The organism is Arthrobacter sp. MA-N2, assembly GCF_000517125.1.
In the GTDB taxonomy this organism is placed as follows: Bacteria; Actinomycetota; Actinomycetes; order Actinomycetales; family Micrococcaceae; genus Arthrobacter; species Arthrobacter methylotrophus.
Genome location: NZ_KI912155.1, coordinates 150,441 through 171,236 on the forward strand (window position 1 = coordinate 150,441; position 20,796 = coordinate 171,236).

Sequence of the window (20,796 nt, forward strand, 5' to 3'; positions counted from 1 at the left end):
TTAGTTTTCTTCCAGTCCCAGCTCGGATGCCACGGTCACGACGTCGTTGGGTACCTTGACCGGCTGGACCTCGCTGCCGTCTTCGGTGCGGAGGGCCCACTGCGGGTCCTTGAGGCCATGTCCGGTCACCGTGATGACGATCGTTTTGCCGGCGGGAACCTCGCCTGCGGCATGTTTCTTGATGAGACCGGCAACGCCCGCCGCGGAGCCGGGTTCCACGAAGACGCCTTCCTTGGCGGAAAGCCAGCGGTGGGCCTCGAGGATCTGCTCGTCAGTCACGGCGTCGATGAAGCCACCGGATTCATCGCGTGCCGCAATGGCCGTGTCCCAGGACGCCGGGTTGCCGATGCGGATGGCCGTGGCGATCGTATCCGGCTCGGTGATGGGGTGGCCTGCCACGAACGGCGCCGCACCTGCTGCTTGGAATCCCCACATGGCCGGCGTCTTGGTGGAGACGGCGGGAAGTGTACCAGCGGTCGCGGACTCAAACGGCGCCGAATACTCCTTATAGCCCTTCCAGTAAGCGCTGATGTTGCCCGCGTTGCCGACCGGCAGGACGTGGATGTCCGGGGCGTCGCCGAGTACGTCGACGATTTCGAAGGCACCGGTCTTCTGGCCCTGGATACGGGCCGGGTTGACCGAGTTCACCAGGAACACGGGGTAGGAGTCACCAAGCTTGCGGGCGATGTCCAGGCAGTCATCGAAATTCCCGTCCACCTGCAGGAGCGTGGCGCCGTGGGCGATCGCCTGGCTGAGCTTGCCCATGGAGATCTTGCCTTCGGGAACCAGCACCGCACATTTCAGGCCGGCGGCCGTGGCGTAGGCGGCGGCGGAGGCCGAGGTGTTGCCGGTCGAGGCGCAGACAACGGCCTTCGCACCTGCTTCCACAGCTGCCGTCATGGCCATGGTCATCCCGCGGTCCTTGAAGGAACCGGTGGGATTCATACCTTCCACCTTCAAGTACACGGTGGATCCGGTGAGCTCGGAAAGCTTCTGCGCGTGGACGAGCGGAGTACCGCCCTCACCGAGGGTAATGACCTTCGTGGCTTCCGTTACAGGCAAACGATCAGCGTATTCGCGGATGACTCCGCGCCATTGGTGAGCCACTTAGACCCCTTCTACCCGCAGGACGGATGTTACGGAATTGATAACGTCCAGGCCCTTGATGGCCTCGACGGTAGCCGCGAGTGCGGCTTCGGATGCGCGGTGGGTGACGATCTTCAGCTCGGCCGACTCAACCTTCGAGGCGGCATCGCGGTGGATCGTCTGGCGCATGATTTCGATCGATACGCCGTGCTCCGCAAAGATATGGGTGATCCGGGCCAGCACCCCGGCCTGGTCTGCAACGTCGAGGCCGATGTAGTAGCTCGTAGTGGAGGCTTTGATCGACAGTGCGGGAACGTACCCCGTGGTGGTCTCGGTACGGCCCGGACCACCCAGCACCACGCGGCGGGCAGCCGAGACCAGGTCGCCCAGCACGGCAGACGCCGTCGGAGTGCCCCCCGCGCCCTGGCCGTAGAACATCAGTTCACCCGCGTTTTCGGCCTCGATGAAGACTGCGTTGAAAGCGCCGCGGACGGCAGCAAGCGGGTGTTCGCGCGGCAGGAGGGTGGGATGAACGCGGACGGATACGCCCTCTCCCCCGCCGTCCTTTGCATTGTTGATCTTCTCGGCGATAGCGAGCAGCTTGATGACAAATCCGGCTTCCTTCGCCGCCGCGATATCCGCTGCGCTGACCTTCGTGATGCCTTCGCAGTAGACGTCTTCGAGAGCGAAGCGCGTGTGGAAAGACAACGACGCGAGGATGGCGGCCTTGGCTGCGGCATCGTAGCCTTCGACGTCGGCGGTCGGATCGGCTTCCGCGTAACCGAGCCGCTGCGCTTCAGCGAGGGCATCGGCAAACTGCGCCCCCGTGCTGTCCATTTGGTCCAGGATGAAGTTGGTGGTGCCGTTCACGATGCCCAGGACCCGGGTGATGCGGTCGCCGGAGAGGCTGTCGCGGATGGGACGCAGGATCGGAATGGCTCCCGCGACGGCGGCTTCGTAGGAGAGCTGGACGCCGGCCTTGTCGGCCTCTTCGTAGAGGGTGGGGCCGTCCTGCGCCAGGAGTGCCTTGTTGCCGGTCACAACGCAGGCGCCATTCTGCATGGCGGTCAGGATAAGTGACCTGGCCGGCTCGATGCCGCCCATGAGCTCGATCACGAGATCGGCGTCCTTGACGAGGGTGTCGGCGTCCGTGGTGAACAGTTCGCGGGGCAGCTCGACGTCGCGCTCCGAATCAAGGTTGCGCACGGCGATTCCGGACAACTCCAGGCGCGCACCGCTGCGGGCAGCAAGGGCGTCAGCGTCGTCAAGGAGAATCCGTGCTACCTGGGCTCCCACGTTGCCACAGCCCAGCAGGGCCACCTTCAGGGTTCGCACTTCAGACATTCGCCACTCCCATGTCGCGGTTCAAGAGATCTTCTTCGGTTTCCCCGCGGACAATCAGCCGGGCGGCTCCGTTGCGCACAGCGACAACGCCAGGCCTGGCCAGATAGTTGTAGTTGCTTGAGAGGGCCCAGCAGTAAGCGCCGGTCCCCGGTACAGCGAGCAGATCACCGGCTGCCACGTCTTCGGGCAGATATACATCTCTAACAACTATGTCGCCGCTCTCGCAATGTTTGCCCACTACTCGGGACAGTTGCGGAGCCGCATCAGAAGCCCGCGAGGCGACAATGGCAGAATAATCCGCGTCGTACAGCACCGGACGGGCGTTGTCGCTCATGCCTCCGTCCACCGACACATAGCGGCGGGGGAACGTAACGTTGTGCTTGCCTCCTGCAGCTACAGGGGCGTCTACAGCCGCATTTGCGGGCACATCCACGCGCACTGTCTTCAAGGTCCCGACCTCGTACAAGGTGAAGGTGCTGGTGCCCACGATTGCGCGGCCCGGTTCGATCGAGATACGCGGCGGGGTGATGTCCAGCTCGGCGCACTTGGAGCGTACGACGGCGGCCATCGCCTGCGCGATCTCCGCTGGCGGGCGCGGGGTGTCCACCGGCGTGTACGCAATTCCGTATCCGCCGCCCAGATCCAGTTCCGGCAAATCGATGGAGTACTTCGCTTGCATCGCGGCCAGGAAGTCCAGCAGCTTCTCGGCCGCCAAGGCAAAGCCGTCCGGCTCGAAAATCTGGGAGCCGATATGGCAATGCAGGCCAAGAAGTTCCACGTTGGAGTAGGAAGTTGCCGCGGCGACGGCTTCCTCAGCAGCCGAGAGTCCTGCTGTCTCGCTGGAGTCCCCGGCCATGGAAAGTCCGAACTTCTGGTCTTCGTGGGCCGTGGCAATGAATTCGTGGGTGTGTGCGTGGACCCCGGGAGTCAACCGCAACATGACCTTCGCCGTGTCGCCGCGGCCGGAGGCGATCTTGGCCACACGCTCAAGTTCGTCGAGGCTGTCCACCACAATGCGGCCGAGCTTCATGTCCAGTGCCCGGTTGATCTCGGCGTCGGACTTGTTATTGCCGTGCAGGCCCAAATTCGCGCCGTCGATGCCGGCCCGGGCCGCGACAGCGAGTTCCCCGCCGGAACAGGTGTCCAGCCGCAAGCCTTCCTCCGCCACCCAGGCGGCCACGGCAGTGCACAGGAAGGACTTTCCGGCGTAGTAGACGTCCACTCCCCCGCAAATGTCGGCAAAGGCCGCGTCGAAGGCGTCCTTGAAAGAGCGTGCACGGGCACGGAAATCGCCCTCGCTCATGACGAACAGCGGGGTGCCGAACTGCTCCTTCAGCTCCCGGACGGGAACCCCGTCAATGGCGAGTTCGCCGTCGTCGTTCCGCTGGACACCTGCGGCCCACATCGGCGCGTGAAGCGCGTTCAGGTCCTCCGGCACAGCGAGCCATTGTGGAGCGAGCGGTGAGGCTGAGGTGCTGTTATTGGTGTTATTCTGCACGCCACGTCACATCCGTTCCGGGGCTGAGACGCCGAGGAGCTCGAGTCCGTTTGCCAGCACCTGGCTCGTGGCGTCGTTGAGCCACAATCGCGTGCGGTTGACGTCCTGCACGGGTTCCTCCCCCAGCGGCGACACACGGCAAGCGTCGTACCAGCGGTGGTAAGCACCGGCGATGACCTCAAGGTGGCGGGCCACACGGTGCGGTTCGCGAAGTTCCGCCGCCTTTGCCACGATGGACGGGTAGCTGCCCAGATAGGACAGCAGCTCGTTCTCGGTGGCATGGTCCAGCAGCGAAGCGTCAAAAGCGCTGTGGTCCACGCCTGCCTCGATTGCATTGCGCGCGGTTCCGCGGGACCGGGCGTGCGCATACTGCACATAGAACACCGGGTTTTCGTTGCTGTTCTTCTTCAGCAGCTCCGGATCCAGGGTCAACGGCGAATCGGCGGGGAAGCGCGCCAGCGAGTAGCGCACAGCGTCCTTCCCCAACCACTCGATCAGGTCCTTGAGCTCGATGATGTTGCCGGCACGCTTGGACAGCTTGGCACCGTTGACCGACACCAACTGGCCGATCAGGACCTCGATGTTCACCTCGGGGTCATCGCCCGCACACGCGGCAATGGCCTTGAGCCGGTTGATGTAGCCGTGGTGGTCAGCCCCGAGCAGGTAAATCTTCTCGGTGAAGCCGCGGTCCTTCTTGGACAGATAGTAGGCGGCGTCGGCTGCGAAATACGTGGGTTCGCCGTTGGCCCGGATCATCACGCGATCCTTGTCATCGCCGAAGTCCGTGGTGCGCAGCCAGACCGCTCCGCCGTCGTCGAACACGTGGCCCTGCTCCCGGAGGCGGGCCACCGCGGATTCGATCGCGCCGGCGTCGTGCAGTTCCTGCTCGGAGAAGAAGACATCGAAAGCCACGCCGAACCCGGCCAGGGTGTCCTTGATGTCCTTCATCTGGGCCTGATAGGCGGCCGCGCGGATCACCGGCAGCGCTGCCGCGTCGGTCAGCTCGCGGATTGCCGGGTGGGCGTTGAGGACCTCGTCGCCGAGATCCCGGATGTACTCGCCGGGGTAGCCTCCCTCCGGAACACCGCGCCCGTGCAGTCGGGACAGCACCGAGTTCGCAAAAACATTCATCTGCGAGCCGGCGTCGTTGATGTAATACTCCGCGGTGACGTCCGCACCGGAGGCGCGGAGCACGCGGGCGATGGAGTCGCCCAGGGCAGCCCAGCGCGTGTGGCCGATGTGCAGCGGTCCCGTGGGATTGGCAGATACGAACTCCATGTTGACCACGTGGCCTGCGAGCGTCTGGTTGGTTCCATAGGAACGTCCGGCCTCGACGATGACCTTGGCGAGTGCGCCGGCGGCGGCGGCGTCCACGGTGATGTTAAGGAAGCCCGGGCCCGCGATGTCCACGGCGGTGACGCCGTCGATCGCCTCGAGGCGATTGCTGAGGATCGCTGCGAATTGACGGGGATTGGTCCCGGCATGCTTGGCCAACTGCAAGGCAATGTTCGTGGCCCAGTCGCCGTGCTCCCGGTTCTTGGGTCGCTCCACGCGCACGTCCTCGGGGAGGGCAGATTCAGAAAGCGCAAGCTCGCCGGCGGCGACAGCGTCTTTCAAGCAAGCGGATATGGCGGCAGAGAGTTCTTCGGGAGTCACCCGTCTAGCCTACCGGTGGGGCTTGCAAGTGGTGGAATTCCGGTGCTTAGTAATGCGTACACGCGGGCATCAGCGCGCACCCAGCGGGCGCTCAGCTTGAGCCGCTAGAGCTCCCAGATTGAACCGATAGGCTGAAATCGACGTCAAAGGTGTGATCGGCCACCGGCCCAATTTGCCTTGACCCCTTTCGAGTCCAGTTGAAACGAGCAGAACCATGACTACGCCACTCCGCAAGAGCCTTCTGGTGGGCGCCGCCGGCCTTTCCTTGGCCAGTTCGGTGGCCGCCTGTGCCCCGTCGGCCCAAGGCAGCACTCCGCAAAAGACTTCGACGATATCCGGCCCATACAAGGACGGGACATACAGTGCGGATGGTGACTATATATCGCCCAACGGCGGTGAAACCGTGGGCGTCCAGCTGACCTTGGCCGGTAGCGCTGTTTCCGCGGTTGACATCACGGTCCATGCCAACAACCCGAACACCAAGGAGTTCCAGGGCGAGTTCAAGAACGGCATCGCCGCGCAGGTGGTCGGCAAGAAACTGGACGAGATCAACGTCTCAAAAGTAGCTGGCTCCTCCCTGACCAGCGAAGGATTCAACAAGGCCGTGGAAACCATTAAGGCCGAGGCCAAATAGCCGCCATGCCGCACCAGGACTGGAGCGGTTTCAGCTTCGACGGTATCGGGACCCGATGGGAGATTTCGACGCCGGAGCCGCTCGGCAACGCGGTCCGACGCAGCCTGCGGGAGGTCGTGGAGGACTACGATCGAAACTATTCGCGCTTCCGCGCCGACTCCGTGGTCGCCGGCCTTGCCCGGGAAGCCGGAACGGCCACCCTCCCATCAGGGGCGTCCGGGCTTGAAGCGCTGTTCCGGAAGTTGTACCGCCTGAGCAGCGGCGCCGTGACGCCACTCATCGGCGGAAGCCTTGAGCAGTTGGGCTACGGCCCTGGCTATGCTTTGCAAGCTCTCGGCGATCCGGTGCCCGCGCCGCGTTGGGAAGACGTCCTGGAGTGGAACGGGACACAGGTCACCACTTCCGTTCCCTTGGTATTGGACATCGGCGCCGCCGGCAAAGGCCAACTGGTTGACCTCACGACCGAAGTCCTGCGTTCGAGCGGAATCGCGGAGTTCCTCGTCGATGCGAGCGGCGACATGTTCCATTCCGGAATGGAACCACTGCGCGTGGCCCTCGAACACCCCTACGACCCCACCCAGGCGATCGGCGTCGTCGACCTCCACGACGGTGCGCTGTGCGCTTCCGCGGCCAACAGGCGTGCATGGGGCGACGGCCTGCACCATGTCCTCGACGGCGCTACCGGGCGTCCGATCGAGACGGTGGTGGCCACGTGGACCATGGCTGCCACTGCGATGGAAGCCGATGCCTTGGCCACGGCGCTCTTCATGGTGGATCCGAAGGTACTCGAGGAAGAATTCGAGTTCTCCTGGCTCAAGGTCTATTCGGACGGACATGCCGTCTTTTCGACCGGCTTCGAAGGGACGTTGTTCGCATGATCGCCGTGAAATCGCGAGTGGATGCCTGGCTCGGCCATTTTACGATGTACCGGCTGATCCTCTGGGTCCTGTCGGTGCTTGTCGTGTACAGCATGGTGCTGGATGTCCTCGGCTGGCTGACCTTCGGGCTGCCCGAAATGCTGGTCCACCTCGTTTTGTGCTTGGGATTGACATACGCGTCCGGCCGGCTCGCAGCCATGCTGTTCAGGGTCCGGCCTCATTCGGAGTCATCGCTGATCACCGGCCTCCTGTTGTACTTCCTGTTCTGGCCGACGGAGCTCACTCCCGCGGTCCAGCTAACCCATCTCGCCGGGGTCGCCTTAGCGTGTGTCGTGGCATCATTCTCCAAATTCGTGCTCGCCTTCCGTGGCCGGCACATCTTCAATCCCGCCGCTGCCGGCGCCTTCGTCGCCGGTCTCACGGGCTTGAACATCGCCACGTGGTGGGCAGCCACCCCGGCCATGCTGTGGCTCCTGGCTCCCGGGGTCCTGCTGGTGCTCTACAGGACGCTGAAGATGCTCATGGCCGGTACTTTCCTCGTGGGGGCGGTGTCCATTGTGGGCACGATACTCCTGCGGAGCGGCATGGCCGCCGGACCGGCCCTGTGGCAGCCGATCTCGCAGCAGCCGCTCTTGTTCTTCGTCGGCTTCATGCTCACGGAACCCCTCACTTTGCCTCCCCGTCGTTGGCAGCAGGTGGCGCTGGCCGTCGTCGTCGGCGTGTTCTTCGCGGTGCCGTTCAGCCTCGGCGGCGTCGCCAATTCGCCTGAGCTTGCGCTGCTCATCGGGAACCTCCTCGCGTTCCTCGTGGGACAACGGGGCGGGATCATGCTGACGTTCAAGGGTTCGCGTCCCCTGACGCCCTTCACTACCGAATTCCGCTTCGAGCCGCACCGGCCCGTTCGTTTCCTCCCGGGGCAGTTCATGGAACTGAACCTCCCGCACTCCCGCTCAGACGGGAAAGGGCGGCGGCGGGTCTTCAGCATGACCAGCGCACCGGGCGCGCCCGAGCTGACGTTCGGCGTCGGCACGGCGGAGCCGCACTCGGCGGCGAAGCGTGCGTTGCTCGCGCTTGAGCCCGGCGAGTGCGTTCGTGGCACCGCTGTGGGCGGCGACTTTGTCTTACCGCCCGACGCCGGCAAACCCCTGCTGCTCATCGCGGCGGGAATCGGGATCACGCCCTTCTTGTCCCAGTTGGCATCGCTCGACCCGGAACGACGGGACATCGTGGTGCTCTATCTCGCGCCGAGCGCCGCCGAGCTTGCCGGAAGCGATGTTCTGGCGGCCTCCGGCGCACGGGTCATCGCGCGACTTTCGGACGGTTCCCCGCCGCCGTCGTTCATGCACGACGCCGGGCGGAGCCGCATCGATGGCGACTCCCTGCGAGAACTCGTGCCCGATATCGCGGTCCGGGACGTGTATGTCTCCGGGTCTCCGGCAAACGTGGACGCCCTCCGCGCTGCCGCCCACCGTGCCGGAGCCCGACGAATCCATGTGGACGCATTTGCCGGCTATTGACGGCGCGCCACGTCCGTTTTCCATTGCGGCGCGGTGACCTGCTAAGCTCGTGGACGTCCCTCCGGCAACGGATGGGATCCCCGGGATGCCCTCGTAGCTCAGGGGATAGAGCGTCTGCCTCCGGAGCAGAAGGCCGTAGGTTCGAATCCTATCGAGGGCACCACAGAAAAACCCCGCCAGTTCCTTGAACTGGCGGGGTTTTTACTTGCCTGGCCGCGTTGCCGGGGTTTAAGACAAAACGTGTGTAAATCCCGGGCGCGTCATGAGCGCCCTGGGATCGTCTTCGCTCGGATGTCGGATTCTGCTCAATCATTCGAATGGACAGATTCCGGTCCCTCGGACTCACAGACTCACGGGACCGGCAACCTCGGCGAAGAGAATGATCCAGCAAAATCCGACGGCGTCCATGGATCGTCGACCTGGATCTTGTCATGGACCTCGCCGTCGTCGTGATCGCGGACATGCCCCGTCCTGCCGGCCAAAAAGTCGGTGGCCGCTCCTAAGCTGTTCGTACCCGGTCAAAGTCCACCCGGCACTAAGGGGTTCGCCATGATCTGTTCCATCGTTCCGCCCTACATGCTGCGCAGGCTGGCGGCCCACAAAGAGCCCCGCTTGCGGATCATCGCACGTGCGGCCAAGGAATCCCTGCTGCACATCAAGTCCCTCCAGGCGGTCCGTGCGCTGCCGATTCCCGTTCCCGCGCCAACAGCGCGCCAGGCCAAGCCGGGACCGCCCAAGCGGACCATTTACGACACCGGTTCCACCGAGGTCCTGCCCGGCAAACCCGTCCGGAGGGAGAACGGTCCAGCGACGGGCGACCCAGCCGTGGATGAAGCGTACGACGCTCTGGGAGAGACCCACGCGCTCTACGCAGAAGCGTTCAGCCGCAACTCGATCAACGGCGCCGGCTTGAGGCTCGATGCCACCGTGCACTACGGCGAGCTCTACGACAACGCCTTCTGGAATGGCAGCCAAATGGTCTTTGGAGACGGCGACGGCCAGATCTTCCAAAGGTTCACGAAATCACTCAGCGTCATCGGGCACGAACTGGCACACGGTGTCACCCAGTACACCGCGGCCCTCGCCTACCGGAACCAGGCGGGCGCACTCAACGAGTCCATGTCCGACGTCTTCGGCGTCCTGGTGGAGCAGCACGCAAAGAAGCAATCCGCCGCCGAGGCCAGCTGGCTGATCGGCGAGGGATTGTTCACCGACGCCGTTCAGGGCGCCGCCCTCAGGTCAATGAAAGCCCCGGGGAGCGCGTATGACGATGACGTGCTCGGCAAGGATCCGCAACCGGACTCCATGGACAAGTATGTCCGCACCACGGCGGACAACGGCGGCGTCCACATCAACTCGGGCATCCCCAACCGGGCTTTCGCCCTGGTTGCTTTGGAGCTGGGAGGCAATGCATGGGAGGCGCCGGGACACATCTGGTACAACACGCTGACAAACGGCTCCCTACCCGCCACCTGTACCTTCGGGCGCTTCGCAAAGGCCACATTGGCGTCGGCGACGGAGCTGTTCGGCGCGGATTCACCCGAGCATGACGCCGTCCGGAAGGCGTGGGAAACTGTGAAGGTAAAGCTCTAGCTACACCCTCCGGAGCAGTGGAAGCCGCGAACATGAAGATCACCGTCCAGCGCAGCGGCGGCGTCGCCGCGATCACACGCGTCTGGACCGTGAATGCCGCCAGCTCCGAAGACAGGCAGCGCTGGATGCCGATCGTCGAGGCGTGCCCGTGGGACCAGGTGTCGTCCCGCAGGCAGGCAGGCGATCAGCCAACCACGCGGGGGCTTGGGGAAGCCGATCGCTTCATGTATTCGATCCGCGCAGGCCAGCACCGGGCCACGCTGCCGGAGACCGCCGTGACCGGGCCGTGGCACACCCTCGTCGAGAATGCCAAGGCGGAGGGCCGGGAGACCCTTCACCGCTAGCGCGTTTTCGTCGGGCTCGTGGCGTCTAGCTGTACTCAGCCAGTAGGTTGGTTGCACCTGCTGATGGGTGGTTTGCCTCCGAGGCTGCCGTGTGGCCGGTGGTTGTTGTAGAAGTTTAGCCATGGCTGCAGAGCATCCGTGCGCGCTTGGTTGGACGTGAAGGGTTGCCGGTAGGCCCAGCCTTCCTGCAGGGTTCGGTTGAAGCGTTCGGCTTTGCCGTTTTGCCAGGGGTGGCGGGGTTTGATCAGGATGTGCTTCGCCCCCAGTGCGGCCAGCGCCTCCTGGAAGTCGCGGGAGAGCCGGTAGGCAAATGCGTTGTCAGTCATGACCCGTTTCACCGGTGCTCCCTGGGCTGCCATGGCCGTCGCGGCCCGGGTGAGGAATCCGGCGCAGGTAGGGCCTTTCTCATCCGGCAGGACCTCGGCGTAGGCGAAGCGGGTGTAGTCATCCACGGCGACATGGACGTAGTCAAAACCAAGCTTCTGGTCTGAGGAGCGGTGGTTGGCCGGGCTTTGGGACGGGTCGGCCCGCCAGCCCCCGCCGTCCGGGATCCTGCCTAGTTTCTTGACGTCGATGTGGATCATGTCGCCGGGAGCGTCTCGTTCGTAGCGGCGGTCGGTGGCCCGGGAAGCCCGAATCCGTTCCCCGGTCACCGGGTCCAGGTCCCACAACCTGGGCATGGCCGCCCTGGCCAAAATCCGGGAGACCGTCCTGGCGCTCGTGCCGCAGCGCAAGGCCAGGCCCGTTGGCCCTTCACGGCGTTCCACGCGCTGGATAAGGACATCGGCAACGACTTTCGCTGAGGTGGCGTGGGGGCACGACCTGGGACGAGAGCTGCGGTCCTCGAGTCCGTCCCAGCCGTGGGTCCGGTACCTGCTGATCCAACGGTGCGCGCAGGTCCTCGAGATGCCCATTTCCTTGGCCACATGGGCCACTGGACGGCCGGCGAGGACGCGCTCGATGATGATCCGCCTACCGTTGGGAGTCAGGCGGGCATTACGGTGGGACATGAAGACCTCTTAGTCGTTGGCTGTGTGTGGTAACCACCAACCTAAGAGGTCTTCACCTATTCACGATGTAACCAACGTCCTGACTCAGTACATCTAGCTGGCTTCGGCCAACTGGCCCCGGAAGGCCCTCCTGTACGACTGCGGGCTCGTGTCCAAGACCTTGGCAAAGTGGTGCCGCAGCAACACTGAATGCCCGAACCCTGCAACACGTGCAACCTCGTCGATGTTCAGCTCTGTGGCTTCCAGGAGTTCCTGTGCCCTGAGAACCCGCTGCGAGTTGAGCCAGGCGGCCGGTGTGGCGCCCGTTTCAGCCCGGAAACGTCGAGCGAAGGTCCGGGCGGACATGTGGAGCCTGGCCGCCAGTTCGTTGACGCTGTGGTCCCGATCGAGATTCTCCACCATCCAGCGCAACAGCGCCTCCATGGGCGCAGAACCACACGTGGGCATGGGCCGGTCGATGAACTGGGCCTGTCCGCCGTCCCGGTGCGGCGGAACCACCATGTCGCGGGCAATGGCTGCTGCCACGTTGGCGCCCAACTCCACACGGACCAAGTGCAGGCAAGCGTCAATGCCAGCAGCTGTTCCCGCGCTCGTGATGATCCTCCCGTCCTGGACGTAGAGCACGTTTTCATCCACGTGCACCTCCGGGTACCTGCCCGCCAGATCCTGTGAGTAGTGCCAGTGCGTAGTGCAGCGGCGCCCATCCAACAACCCCGCCCGGGCAAGGGCGTAAGCGCCGGAACAAATAGACATGACCCACGCCCCGCGCGCATGCGCCGCCCTCAGCGCCTCCAGCACTGAATCCGGTACCTCCTCGTCTCTGCCGTACGGCGCCATGATGACTAGGTCGGCATCGGCCGCGGCCTCCAGCCCAACTCCGACATGCATCGACAAGCCGGATTTCATCTTCACGTCTCCCGGGTCGGGAGTGCACACCCTGAAGTCAAAGCCAGGAACGCCACTCCCCCGGTCCGAGCGATCAATGCCGAAGACCTCGCAAGCGGTCCCGAACTCGAAGATCGAGAAGTTAGGAACAACAATGATTGCTACCGTTTTCAACATAGTTCCAGTGTGGCAGAAAATTGTCTAAATGGGTCATTACTGCCACTGTTTTGTGATCCGTCTCGGGAACACGATGGAGTCATGGAATTCATCGGAGTCTTAGCCTTCATCATCCTCATCGCCAACATCGCCGCTTCCGTCTCAGCAGTCGTTCGGAACGGGCGCGGCCACTCTTACCAAGACCATTCCGAGCCTTGGACCGCACCGGAACTGCCAAGCAACGCCTGCTGGACGCTGCGGGCTTTCTAGGCATCCGGGCCGGACCAGCCCTCCACAGGGACGACTTTTGTCCGCATGGTGCGCTGGATTCGATCCCAAGATCCAGACGTTCGCCAGGCTGCTGCAGTTGCTGTCCTTGCTGCAGGTCCGGCATCGATAAACTCCGCAACCTGCGGATATCCCGTCCACGCATTGCCCGGCATAGCCGGTGGATACCAACCGGGCGCCGGAGCCCAACTCCCTCGCCGTCGCGCTAGGACCGGACTCCGTGACGGCGGGCCCAGTTGCCGGTATCGGAGAAGCCTCGGTTCGCGCGCTGGCCAAGCTCGAGCAGGTGGTGCCCGCACGCCTCCGCCCGAAGTTCGCGATGCTCAAGGCGGCGGTCACCACCCTTCCGAGCAATGCCGAGCCGGCTGGGCAAAGCCGCCGGGCGCCATAAACTGCAAGGCGACGCGCCGCCACAGTAGACTGTCAGCAGCCATGACACTTCATATTTCCTACCCCGCAGAGCTGCCGGTCTCCGAGCGCCGCGAGGACCTGATGGCGGCCATCGCCGCAAACCAGGTGACCATCATCGCCGGCGAAACAGGTTCCGGCAAAACCACCCAGATCCCCAAAATGTGCCTGGAACTCGGCCTCGGGGACAAGGGCCTGATTGGCCACACCCAGCCGCGCCGCCTCGCTGCCCGCACCGTTGCAGAACGCATCGCCTTCGAGATGGGCGTGGAGATCGGGCAGGAAGTGGGCTTCCAGGTCCGCTTCACCGGCGAGGTCAGCAGGGCCACCAAGATCAAGCTCATGACCGATGGCATCCTGCTCGCCGAAATCCAGCGGGACAAGCTGCTGCGCAAGTACAGCACCATCATCATCGACGAGGCACACGAACGAAGCCTTAACATCGACTTCATCCTGGGCTATCTCAAACGGATTCTGCCGCAAAGACCGGACCTGAAGGTCATCATCACGTCCGCCACGATCGACCCCCAGCGTTTCGCGAAGCACTTCGGCAGCGAGGAGGAGCCAGCGCCGATCATCGAGGTTTCAGGGCGCACCTACCCGGTGGAAATCCGTTATCGTCCTCTGTCCCAACCGGCCTGGGGCCCGGTCGACGGTGACGATGCGGACGCGTCCGACGACGAACTCGAGGAAGACCGCGACCCCCTCGACGCCGTGTGCGACGCCGTCGATGAACTCGCCCAGGAAGCCCCCGGCGACATCCTGGTCTTCTTCTCCGGCGAGCGCGAGATCCGCGACGCTGCGGAAGCCCTGAACGGCCGGATCCAAGCCAACCGCAGGCTTGCGGGCACCGAAGTGCTGCCGCTGTTTGCCCGGTTGAGCCTGCAGGAGCAGCACAGGGTCTTCAACCCGGGCGGCAAGCGGCGGATCATCCTTGCCACGAACGTCGCGGAGACCTCCTTGACGGTGCCCGGCATCAAGTACGTCATCGACACAGGTACAGCCCGCATCTCGCGCTACTCGCACCGGACGAAGGTGCAACGCCTGCCGATCGAGCGTGTTTCGCAGGCTTCGGCGAGCCAACGCTCGGGCCGTTGCGGCCGCGTCTCCGAAGGCATCGCCATCAGGCTCTATTCCGAGGAGGACTTCGATTCCCGCCCCCAGTTCACTGATCCGGAGATCCTGAGAACAAACCTTGCCGCCGTCATCTTGCAGATGACGGCCATGGGCGTGGCCCGCAGCCCCAAGGACATCGAGAACTTTCCGTTCGTTGAGCCACCGGACTCCCGTGCCATCAACGACGGCGTCACCCTGCTGCGCGAACTCGGCGCCTTAAGCCCTGCGCGCACGGGCAACGGCGGGGTTCCCCCCACCGGAGACCGGGGCAACGAGCGCACGGCGGGCGGCCTGACCGCCGTCGGGCAGAAGTTGGCCCAGCTCCCGGTGGACCCTCGGCTTGGCAGGATGATTGTGGAGGCCGGAAAGCGCGGCTGCGTCAAGGAAGTCATGATCCTCGCGGCGGCTTTGACTATCCAGGATCCGAGAGAGCGCCCGAGCGATAAGCAGCAGCTTGCGGCGGAGAAGCACGCACGTTTCCGGGACGAGAACTCGGACTTCACCGGATTCCTGAACCTGTGGAACTACATCCAGGAAAAGCAGCAGGAACTCTCCTCCACGCAATTCCGCCGGCTGTGCAGGAACGAGTTCATCAACTATCTGCGCGTCCGCGAATGGCAGGACCTCTTCCAGCAATTGCGCCAGCTCGCCAAGCCGCTGGGCATCACTATCGACAACAAGCGCGAAGCCGACCCTGTCGGCAACAACGAGGGAATCCACATCAGCCTGCTCTCGGGACTGCTGAGCCACATCGGCATGCTGGATGAACGCAAGCGCGAATACGCCGGAGCACGCGGCAGCCGTTTCGCCATCTTCCCGGGCTCGGCATTGTTCAAGAAGTCGCCGGCCTTTGTCATGGCCGCGGAATTGGTGGAAACAAGCCGGCTGTGGGCCCGGGTCGCGGCGAAGTTCGATCCCTTGTGGGCCGAACAAGTAGCACCGGACTTAGTGAAGCGCTCCTATAGCGAACCTCATTGGTCCGCCCGGACGGGCTCGGTCATGGCGCACGAAAAGGTCATGCTCTACGGGGTGCCCATCATCCCGAACCGCCGCATCAACTACGGCAGGATCGACCCCGAGCTCTCCCGCGAACTCTTCATCAGGCATGCGCTCGTTGAGGGCGACTGGAAGACCCACCACAAATTCTTCCACCGCAACCGCGCCCTGCTGCATGAGATCGAGGAACTCGAGACTCGCATGCGCCGCCGCGACATCCTGGTGGATGACCACACCCTCTTCGAGTTCTACGACGCCAGAATCGGCGAGGATGTGGTCTCCGAACGCCACTTCGACAAATGGTGGAAGGAAACCCGCCAGCAGAACCCCACCTTGTTGGACTTCGACCAATCGCTGCTCATCAGCGAGGACGCCGAGACCTTGGATGATTCTGCCTATCCTAAAACCTGGCTGCACAAGGGCTTTGAGCTCCCCCTGAGCTACGAGTTCCATCCCGTGGCTCCCGGCTCGCCGCCCAATCCCTCGGACGGTGTCACAGCCGAGGTTCCCGTGCTGTTCCTCAACCAGCTCGACGATGCTCCCTTCCGATGGCAGATCCCCGGCCAGCGGGTGGAACTCGTCACGGCGCTGATCAAATCGCTGCCCAAGCACATCCGCAAGAACTTCGTCCCGGCCCCGGATGTGGCCCGGCAAGCGGCCGCCGCCTTGGAAACCGACTTCGATCCTGCCTCGGACGATCTTGAGGCCTCGCTCGAACTCGTGCTGCGCCGTATCCGGGGGCACATCATTCCTCCAGGATCGTGGAATTGGGACGCCGTTCCGGCGCACCTGCGCGTCAGCTTCAAGGTAGTGGACAGCCGCGGCAAGGTGCTGGACGAAGGCAAGGACCTCGCTGCGCTCCAGGAACAACTCGCGCCGGCTACCCGCCGGGCGATCGCCGAATCCCTCGGCGCCACACCCGCGACGACAGCACGCGCCAAGGGTCCTCAGGGCACCAGCGCTCCTGCGTCCGGCGGTCCAGGCTCCCGCGGGGGAAACGGCAGTGTCAGAGGGACCCAACAGGGCGCCGGTTTCCTGTCCGAGCAGTCCGGCCTCACAGCGTGGACTTTCGGCGCTCTTGAACGCCAAGTGACCCGCACCGTGAAGGGGCACGATGTCACGGGTTTCCCCGCCCTCGTCGACGAGGGAAAATCTGTTGCTTTGCAGGTTTTCCAGACCCGTGCGGAGCAAGAGTCAGCCATGCGCGGCGGCGTCATCCGGCTGCTGGCGCTCCGGGTTCCCGCCCCGGACCGCTACGTCCTGGAACACTTGAACAATACGGAGAAGTTAACCTTCAGCCAGAACCCTCATGGCTCTGTGAGCGCCTTGATCACGGACTGCGTCCTGGCGGCAGTCGACAAGCTGACCCCGGCCGACCTTCCTTGGGACAAGGAAGCGTTCGATGCGCTGTACGAGGTGGTCCGTGCGGAACTGATCGACACCGTCTTCACGGTGACGGCCGTCGTCGAACGCGTTTTGGGGAGCGCCCGGCGGATCGAGAAGCAACTCAAGGGAAGCACGAGCCTCGCCTTGGTCAGTGCCCTCAATGACATGAAGAGCCAGTTGGGGCAACTTGTGTTCCCGGGTTTTGTGGCACAAACGGGCTACGCACAGCTGAGTCAATTGCCTCGGTATCTGAGCGGAATCGAGAAGCGCCTCGAAAAGCTCCCGAACAACGTCCAGCGGGATGCGTTGAACATGTCCGTTGTGCAGGCTTTGGAAGACGACTACGACGACGCAGTCTCCGCGCTGCTGCCTGGCCGCCGGGCAGGCGCCGAGTTAACACGGGTGCGCTGGATGATCGAGGAACTCCGGGTGAGCCTCTTCGCGGTCGAGCTCGGCACAGCCTACTCGGTCTCGGAAAAGCGCATCCGGACGGTGCTCAACCAAGCGCTGGCGCCGGCCTAGCCGGTACCAGCGCTTACGACGCCCCCTCCTGCACAAGATGTGCAAGAGGGTTTCGGGGTTTTCCACCATAGCTGAGCGGGCGTTTGGGGAAAGGGCGAAAAAGCTGAGCGGGCCCCTATGTTTTTTGTCAAGCTGCTGTGGGTGTTCGTGCTTGGTAGAGGGTTCCGTCTCGGAGCATGGCGTAGAGGGTGTCGCAGCGGCGTCTGGCGAGGGCGATGAGGGCTTGGTTGTGTCGTTTTCCTTCGGCTCGTTTGCGGTCGTAGTAGGCGCGCGAGAGCGGGTCTTTCAGTGCGGCGAAGGCGGAGAGGTAGAGGGCGCGTTTGAGGACTTTGTTGCCTTTCCGGGAGGCGCGGTCGGCACGGATGGAGGTCCCGGATCGCCAGGTCACCGGTGTCAGGCCTGCGTAGGATGCCAGGTGCGCCGCTGAGGCGAAGTCTTTCCCGACGACTTCGGTGAGGATCCGTGCTGCTGTCCTGACGCCGACCGCCGGCAGTGACGTCAGGACGTGGTGAAGAGGGTGGGCCTCCACGAGGGCTTCGACCTGGGCATAAACGGTAGCGCGGGCTTCGTGGAACGCGGCGAGCATGCCCGCGAGCTGGGGCAGCACGATCGTGGCGGCGTTCGTGCCGACCACGACCACGGTTTGCTTGCCCAGGGCCTCGATGATCTCATCGGCGAGGCGTTCGCCCATCCGGGGCGCGAGCTTTCCCAGCCGGTTCCCGATCCGGCGCCGGCCGGCATGACGCAAGGCCTCCGGGGTGGGCCAGGTCCGCAGCAGGTCCAGCACGGCAGGGTGGTCCAGGCGCGGGCCAAGAACACGCTCCAGTGCCGGGTGGATCTGGGTGAGCAGACCGCGGATCCGGTTGGAAGTCGCAGTGATCTGTTTGGCCAGGTCATCGTCGAAACCGCAGAGCATGCTCAGCTCGGCGAGCTGGGTGTCGGCGAGTTGGACCGAGCGCAGGGCGTGGGGCATGGTGCGTGCGGCGTCGGCGATGATGAACGCGTCCCGGGCATCGGTCTTCGCCTCTCCCGGGTGCAGATCCGCGATCCGCCGCATCGCCAGGCCCGGCAGGTAACCGACGGGCATGCCGGCGGCCTGGGCCACGGCCACCGGGAGCGCCCCGATCGTCGCGGGCTGATCGACGACCAGCAACGCCTGTCCGTGGCCTTGAAACTCGGCCAGGATCTCACGGATCCGGGCCTCGTCATTGGGCAATGCCCGGTCCAGCAGCTTCTTCCCGGCCCGGTCCAAGGCAACGGCGTGGTGTTCGCCCTTGCCGACGTCCAAGCCAATGAAAACGTCAACGGTTTCGTGGTTTCTGATCACCTGGCACCTCCAGTCGCGGGTCATCCTCCAGTGCCGGCCCGTCAGCGGTGTCAGGGCCCGGCATCCACGTTACGCACGACGATCCCAAACTGTCCTGCCCCTATTAGCGGTCTCCCTGGCACCTGCCAAGCCCCGGTGACAACACGCTCAGGATCATGCATCGACAGAGCGTCACAATCATGCCGGGACGGCAGGCCAACACACCCATATCCTGCACCAGGAAAGGGCTACGAAAAAGGTAACGGGCGTTTGGACCGTTGGTGAGGTGTCGACGTCGACCGCCCGCCTCATTCCGCCGCCCCCGCGGATGTGCCTGCGGGCACCGACGCTCGCTCACCTTTCGCGGTCATTCTTTCAGCCCTCCTGCACTTATGAGGGTCGCGAGCGAAACCCTCCTGCACAGGATGTGCAAGAGGGTTTCGGGGTTTTCCACCATAGCTGAGCGAGCGTTTGGGGAAAGGGCGAAAAGGTGATCGGGCGTCGTGGCTCAGTCCGCTGGAACGAACTCCCCGTGCCCGGCGGCACGGAGCGCGGCACGGAGCTTCACACCGCTGGCATCCATGATTGCGGGGTCCGGGTGGTGGTCAACGGTTCCGAAGTCGAAATCGGCCAGGGAGGTAGCCGGGAACACGTGCACGTGGAAGTGCTCCACTTCGAAGCCCACCACGGAAAGGCCTGCCCTCGGTGCACCGAACGCCTTCACTTGGGCTTGGCCGATTGTCTGCGCAACGGCCATGACTTTGTTGAGAAGCTCGGGGGCGACGTCCGTCCAACGGTCCACCTCCTGGCGGGGTACCACCAAGGCGTGTCCCTGGGTGAGCGGAGCGATGGTCAGGAACGCCACCACGTCGTCATCCTTCCAGACAAAACGTCCAGGGATCTCGCCGTTGATGATCTTGGTAAACAGGGTGCTCATGCGTCTGCCTTTTCCGAAGGGGTCTGAAGGGTCTTGGTGTCGAGGACGAACCGGTATTTCACGTCACCCGCAACCATGCGGTCGTAGGCCTCGTCGAGTTGCCGGGCGGTGACCATTTCGATGTCGCTGACCACGCCATGCTCGGCACAGAAATCCAGCATCTCCTGGGTCTCGGCAATGCCGCCGATCAATGATCCCGCGTAAGCGAGCCGGCGCCGGATCAGCGCACCCGGGCTGACGGGGGGCATCGCCGCGGAAGGCAGCCCCAACTGGAAGAGTGCGCCGTCAAGGCGCAAGGTGCGAAAATACGGATTCAAGTCGTGGGGCGCCGCAACGGTATCGATGATGACGTCGATGGTGCGGTTGGCGTTCTCCATGGCTTCGGGGTCCCTCGAGAGGATCACCTCATCCGCGCCGAGTTCCCTCGCTGCCTCGATCTTGGCATTCGTCGTCGTGAAGACCACCACGTGCGCGCCCATCGCCTTCGCAATCTTGACGGCCATGTGGCCCAGTCCCCCGAGTCCGACGACGCCCACCACGTCCCCTTCCTCGACATCGAAGTAGCGCAGCGGCGAGTAGGTGGTGATACCCGCGCAGAGCAATGGCGCCACTGCGGCCGGGTCAAGGCCTTCGGGCACGCGCAGCACGAAGCGGCGGTCAACCACCACCGAGGTGGAGTACCCGCCCTGGGTAATGGAGTCACCGTTCCGGGGATCCTTGACGCCGTAGGTGCCCACGTTTCCGCGTTCGCAATACTGCTCCAGGCCATCGAGGCAGCTTTCGCACTCACGGCACGAATCCACCATGCAGCCGACGCCCACCAGGTCGCCCGGGGCGAAGTCGTCGACGGCGGAACCCACGCTGCGCACGCGGCCCACGATTTCGTGGCCGGGGACCAACGGATAGCTCTGGGCCCCCCATTCGCCGCGTGTCGCATGGACATCGGAGTGGCATAGTCCACAAAAATCGATCTCGATCTCGACGTCGTCTTCCTTGGGAACGCGGCGGGCAACCGTCAGCGGGACAAGGCCGCTGACCGCGGACGTGGCGCCGTATGCGGCCACGAGGGTCGGGACGCCGCCCGCCGGTGCTGGCGAGGGGATGGTATCGGCTGCTTCGTCAATCGGGAGGAGCGGCTTGCCAAGGGGCGGGGGAACGGGGCGTCCGGGAGTCATGCTTCGACGCTACCCCTGCGGGATGATTATTTGCCACTCCGCGCAGCCAGGCGCCGCCTTC

Annotated in this window: 16 protein-coding genes, 1 tRNA gene and 1 pseudogene; 9 read left to right on the forward strand and 9 right to left on the reverse strand. The window is 64.1% G+C overall.

Annotation, left to right across the window (positions count from 1 at the left end; genetic code table 11):
* The 4 genes from thrC to argS are packed head-to-tail and all read right to left on the reverse strand — an operon-like array spanning position 1 to position 5,584.
* Positions 1 to 1,107, reverse strand: coding sequence for a threonine synthase (gene thrC, locus A3M3_RS0101060; protein WP_028264762.1), 1,107 nt, complete (start codon positions 1,105 to 1,107; stop codon positions 1 to 3).
* Positions 1,108 to 2,430 carry a homoserine dehydrogenase gene (locus A3M3_RS0101065; RefSeq protein ID WP_028264763.1) on the reverse strand — a complete coding sequence of 441 codons (1,323 nt, stop codon included), beginning with the start codon at positions 2,428 to 2,430 and terminating at the stop codon, positions 1,108 to 1,110.
* Complete coding sequence (gene lysA, locus A3M3_RS0101070) at positions 2,423 to 3,928, reverse strand: diaminopimelate decarboxylase (RefSeq protein ID WP_028264764.1); 1,506 nt, start codon at positions 3,926 to 3,928, stop codon at positions 2,423 to 2,425. Before lysA ends, A3M3_RS0101065 begins: the two co-directional genes overlap by 8 nt.
* A gap of 6 nt (positions 3,929 to 3,934) precedes the next feature.
* A complete protein-coding gene (gene argS / locus A3M3_RS0101075) occupies positions 3,935 to 5,584 on the reverse strand; it encodes an arginine--tRNA ligase (RefSeq protein ID WP_028264765.1) in 1,650 nt (549 codons plus the stop codon).
* A 214-nt stretch (positions 5,585 to 5,798) separates the two neighbouring features.
* Here argS and A3M3_RS0101080 point away from each other — a divergent pair, with 214 nt between their 5' ends.
* The 6 genes from A3M3_RS0101080 to A3M3_RS0101105 all read left to right on the forward strand — a co-directional run bounded on the left by A3M3_RS0101080 (position 5,799) and on the right by A3M3_RS0101105 (position 10,550).
* Positions 5,799 to 6,218, forward strand: coding sequence for an FMN-binding protein (locus tag A3M3_RS0101080; RefSeq protein WP_028264766.1), 420 nt, complete (start codon positions 5,799 to 5,801; stop codon positions 6,216 to 6,218).
* 5 nt (positions 6,219 to 6,223) lie between these two features.
* Positions 6,224 to 7,096 (forward strand): FAD:protein FMN transferase, encoded by an 873-nt coding sequence (locus A3M3_RS0101085; RefSeq protein ID WP_028264767.1) that lies wholly within the window; start codon positions 6,224 to 6,226, stop codon positions 7,094 to 7,096.
* Positions 7,093 to 8,613, forward strand: a complete 1,521-nt coding sequence (locus A3M3_RS0101090; RefSeq protein WP_028264768.1) for an FAD-dependent oxidoreductase — start codon at positions 7,093 to 7,095, stop codon at positions 8,611 to 8,613. Before A3M3_RS0101085 ends, A3M3_RS0101090 begins: the two co-directional genes overlap by 4 nt.
* Before the next feature lie 87 nt (positions 8,614 to 8,700).
* Positions 8,701 to 8,776 (forward strand) — tRNA-Arg (locus A3M3_RS0101095).
* A gap of 386 nt (positions 8,777 to 9,162) precedes the next feature.
* Positions 9,163 to 10,206, forward strand: coding sequence for a M4 family metallopeptidase (locus A3M3_RS0101100; RefSeq protein WP_028264769.1), 1,044 nt, complete (start codon positions 9,163 to 9,165; stop codon positions 10,204 to 10,206).
* Positions 10,207 to 10,238: 32 nt separating this feature from the next.
* Positions 10,239 to 10,550, forward strand: a complete 312-nt coding sequence (locus tag A3M3_RS0101105) for a protealysin inhibitor emfourin (protein WP_028264770.1) — start codon at positions 10,239 to 10,241, stop codon at positions 10,548 to 10,550.
* 35 nt (positions 10,551 to 10,585) lie between these two features.
* On the opposite strand, the gene A3M3_RS0101110 is transcribed toward A3M3_RS0101105, so the two are convergent.
* Positions 10,586 to 11,560, reverse strand: a complete 975-nt coding sequence (locus A3M3_RS0101110; RefSeq protein WP_028264771.1) for an IS481 family transposase — start codon at positions 11,558 to 11,560, stop codon at positions 10,586 to 10,588.
* Positions 11,561 to 11,653: 93 nt separating this feature from the next.
* Complete coding sequence (locus A3M3_RS0101115) at positions 11,654 to 12,622, reverse strand: GlxA family transcriptional regulator (protein ID WP_028264772.1); 969 nt, start codon at positions 12,620 to 12,622, stop codon at positions 11,654 to 11,656.
* 81 nt (positions 12,623 to 12,703) lie between these two features.
* On the opposite strand from A3M3_RS0101115, the gene A3M3_RS27795 reads away from it, so the two are divergent.
* From A3M3_RS27795 to hrpA, 3 genes are all read left to right on the forward strand, one after another.
* A complete protein-coding gene (locus A3M3_RS27795) occupies positions 12,704 to 12,871 on the forward strand; it encodes a hypothetical protein (protein ID WP_155854255.1) in 168 nt (55 codons plus the stop codon).
* A gap of 178 nt (positions 12,872 to 13,049) precedes the next feature.
* Positions 13,050 to 13,280: a hypothetical protein gene (locus tag A3M3_RS29420; protein WP_028264773.1), complete on the forward strand. Its 231-nt coding sequence runs from the start codon at positions 13,050 to 13,052 to the stop codon at positions 13,278 to 13,280.
* Between the two features lie 41 nt (positions 13,281 to 13,321).
* Positions 13,322 to 17,317 (forward strand): ATP-dependent RNA helicase HrpA, encoded by a 3,996-nt coding sequence (gene hrpA / locus A3M3_RS0101130; RefSeq protein WP_028264774.1) that lies wholly within the window; start codon positions 13,322 to 13,324, stop codon positions 17,315 to 17,317.
* A 127-nt stretch (positions 17,318 to 17,444) separates the two neighbouring features.
* Here the strand turns inward: hrpA and A3M3_RS0101135 are convergent.
* The 3 genes and pseudogenes from A3M3_RS0101135 to A3M3_RS0101145 form a co-directional block, all read right to left on the reverse strand.
* A pseudogene (locus A3M3_RS0101135) lies at positions 17,445 to 18,708 on the reverse strand (IS110 family transposase).
* A 423-nt stretch (positions 18,709 to 19,131) separates the two neighbouring features.
* Entirely contained in the window at positions 19,132 to 19,560 is a 429-nt protein-coding gene (locus A3M3_RS0101140) for an HIT family protein (RefSeq protein WP_028264776.1), read from the reverse strand.
* Positions 19,557 to 20,735: an NAD(P)-dependent alcohol dehydrogenase gene (locus tag A3M3_RS0101145; protein WP_028264777.1), complete on the reverse strand. Its 1,179-nt coding sequence runs from the start codon at positions 20,733 to 20,735 to the stop codon at positions 19,557 to 19,559. Before A3M3_RS0101145 ends, A3M3_RS0101140 begins: the two co-directional genes overlap by 4 nt.
* Positions 20,736 to 20,796: the final 61 nt, after the last annotated feature.

What these genes read in the sequence shown, in the direction of transcription:
- A3M3_RS0101145 (WP_028264777.1), bottom strand. Translation starts at nt 20,735, where the DNA reads ATGACTCCCGGACGCCCCGTTCCCCCGCCCCTTGGCAAGCCGCTCCTC.
- A3M3_RS0101115 (WP_028264772.1), bottom strand. Translation starts at nt 12,622, where the DNA reads ATGTTGAAAACGGTAGCAATCATTGTTGTTCCTAACTTCTCGATCTTC.
- A3M3_RS0101140 (WP_028264776.1), bottom strand. Translation starts at nt 19,560, where the DNA reads ATGAGCACCCTGTTTACCAAGATCATCAACGGCGAGATCCCTGGACGT.
- A3M3_RS0101100 (WP_028264769.1), top strand. Translation starts at nt 9,163, where the DNA reads ATGATCTGTTCCATCGTTCCGCCCTACATGCTGCGCAGGCTGGCGGCC.
- hrpA (WP_028264774.1), top strand. Translation starts at nt 13,322, where the DNA reads ATGACACTTCATATTTCCTACCCCGCAGAGCTGCCGGTCTCCGAGCGC.
- A3M3_RS0101085 (WP_028264767.1), top strand. Translation starts at nt 6,224, where the DNA reads ATGCCGCACCAGGACTGGAGCGGTTTCAGCTTCGACGGTATCGGGACC.
- A3M3_RS0101105 (WP_028264770.1), top strand. Translation starts at nt 10,239, where the DNA reads ATGAAGATCACCGTCCAGCGCAGCGGCGGCGTCGCCGCGATCACACGC.
- A3M3_RS27795 (WP_155854255.1), top strand. Translation starts at nt 12,704, where the DNA reads ATGGAATTCATCGGAGTCTTAGCCTTCATCATCCTCATCGCCAACATC.
- A3M3_RS0101080 (WP_028264766.1), top strand. Translation starts at nt 5,799, where the DNA reads ATGACTACGCCACTCCGCAAGAGCCTTCTGGTGGGCGCCGCCGGCCTT.
- A3M3_RS0101065 (WP_028264763.1), bottom strand. Translation starts at nt 2,430, where the DNA reads ATGTCTGAAGTGCGAACCCTGAAGGTGGCCCTGCTGGGCTGTGGCAAC.
- A3M3_RS0101110 (WP_028264771.1), bottom strand. Translation starts at nt 11,560, where the DNA reads ATGTCCCACCGTAATGCCCGCCTGACTCCCAACGGTAGGCGGATCATC.
- A3M3_RS0101090 (WP_028264768.1), top strand. Translation starts at nt 7,093, where the DNA reads ATGATCGCCGTGAAATCGCGAGTGGATGCCTGGCTCGGCCATTTTACG.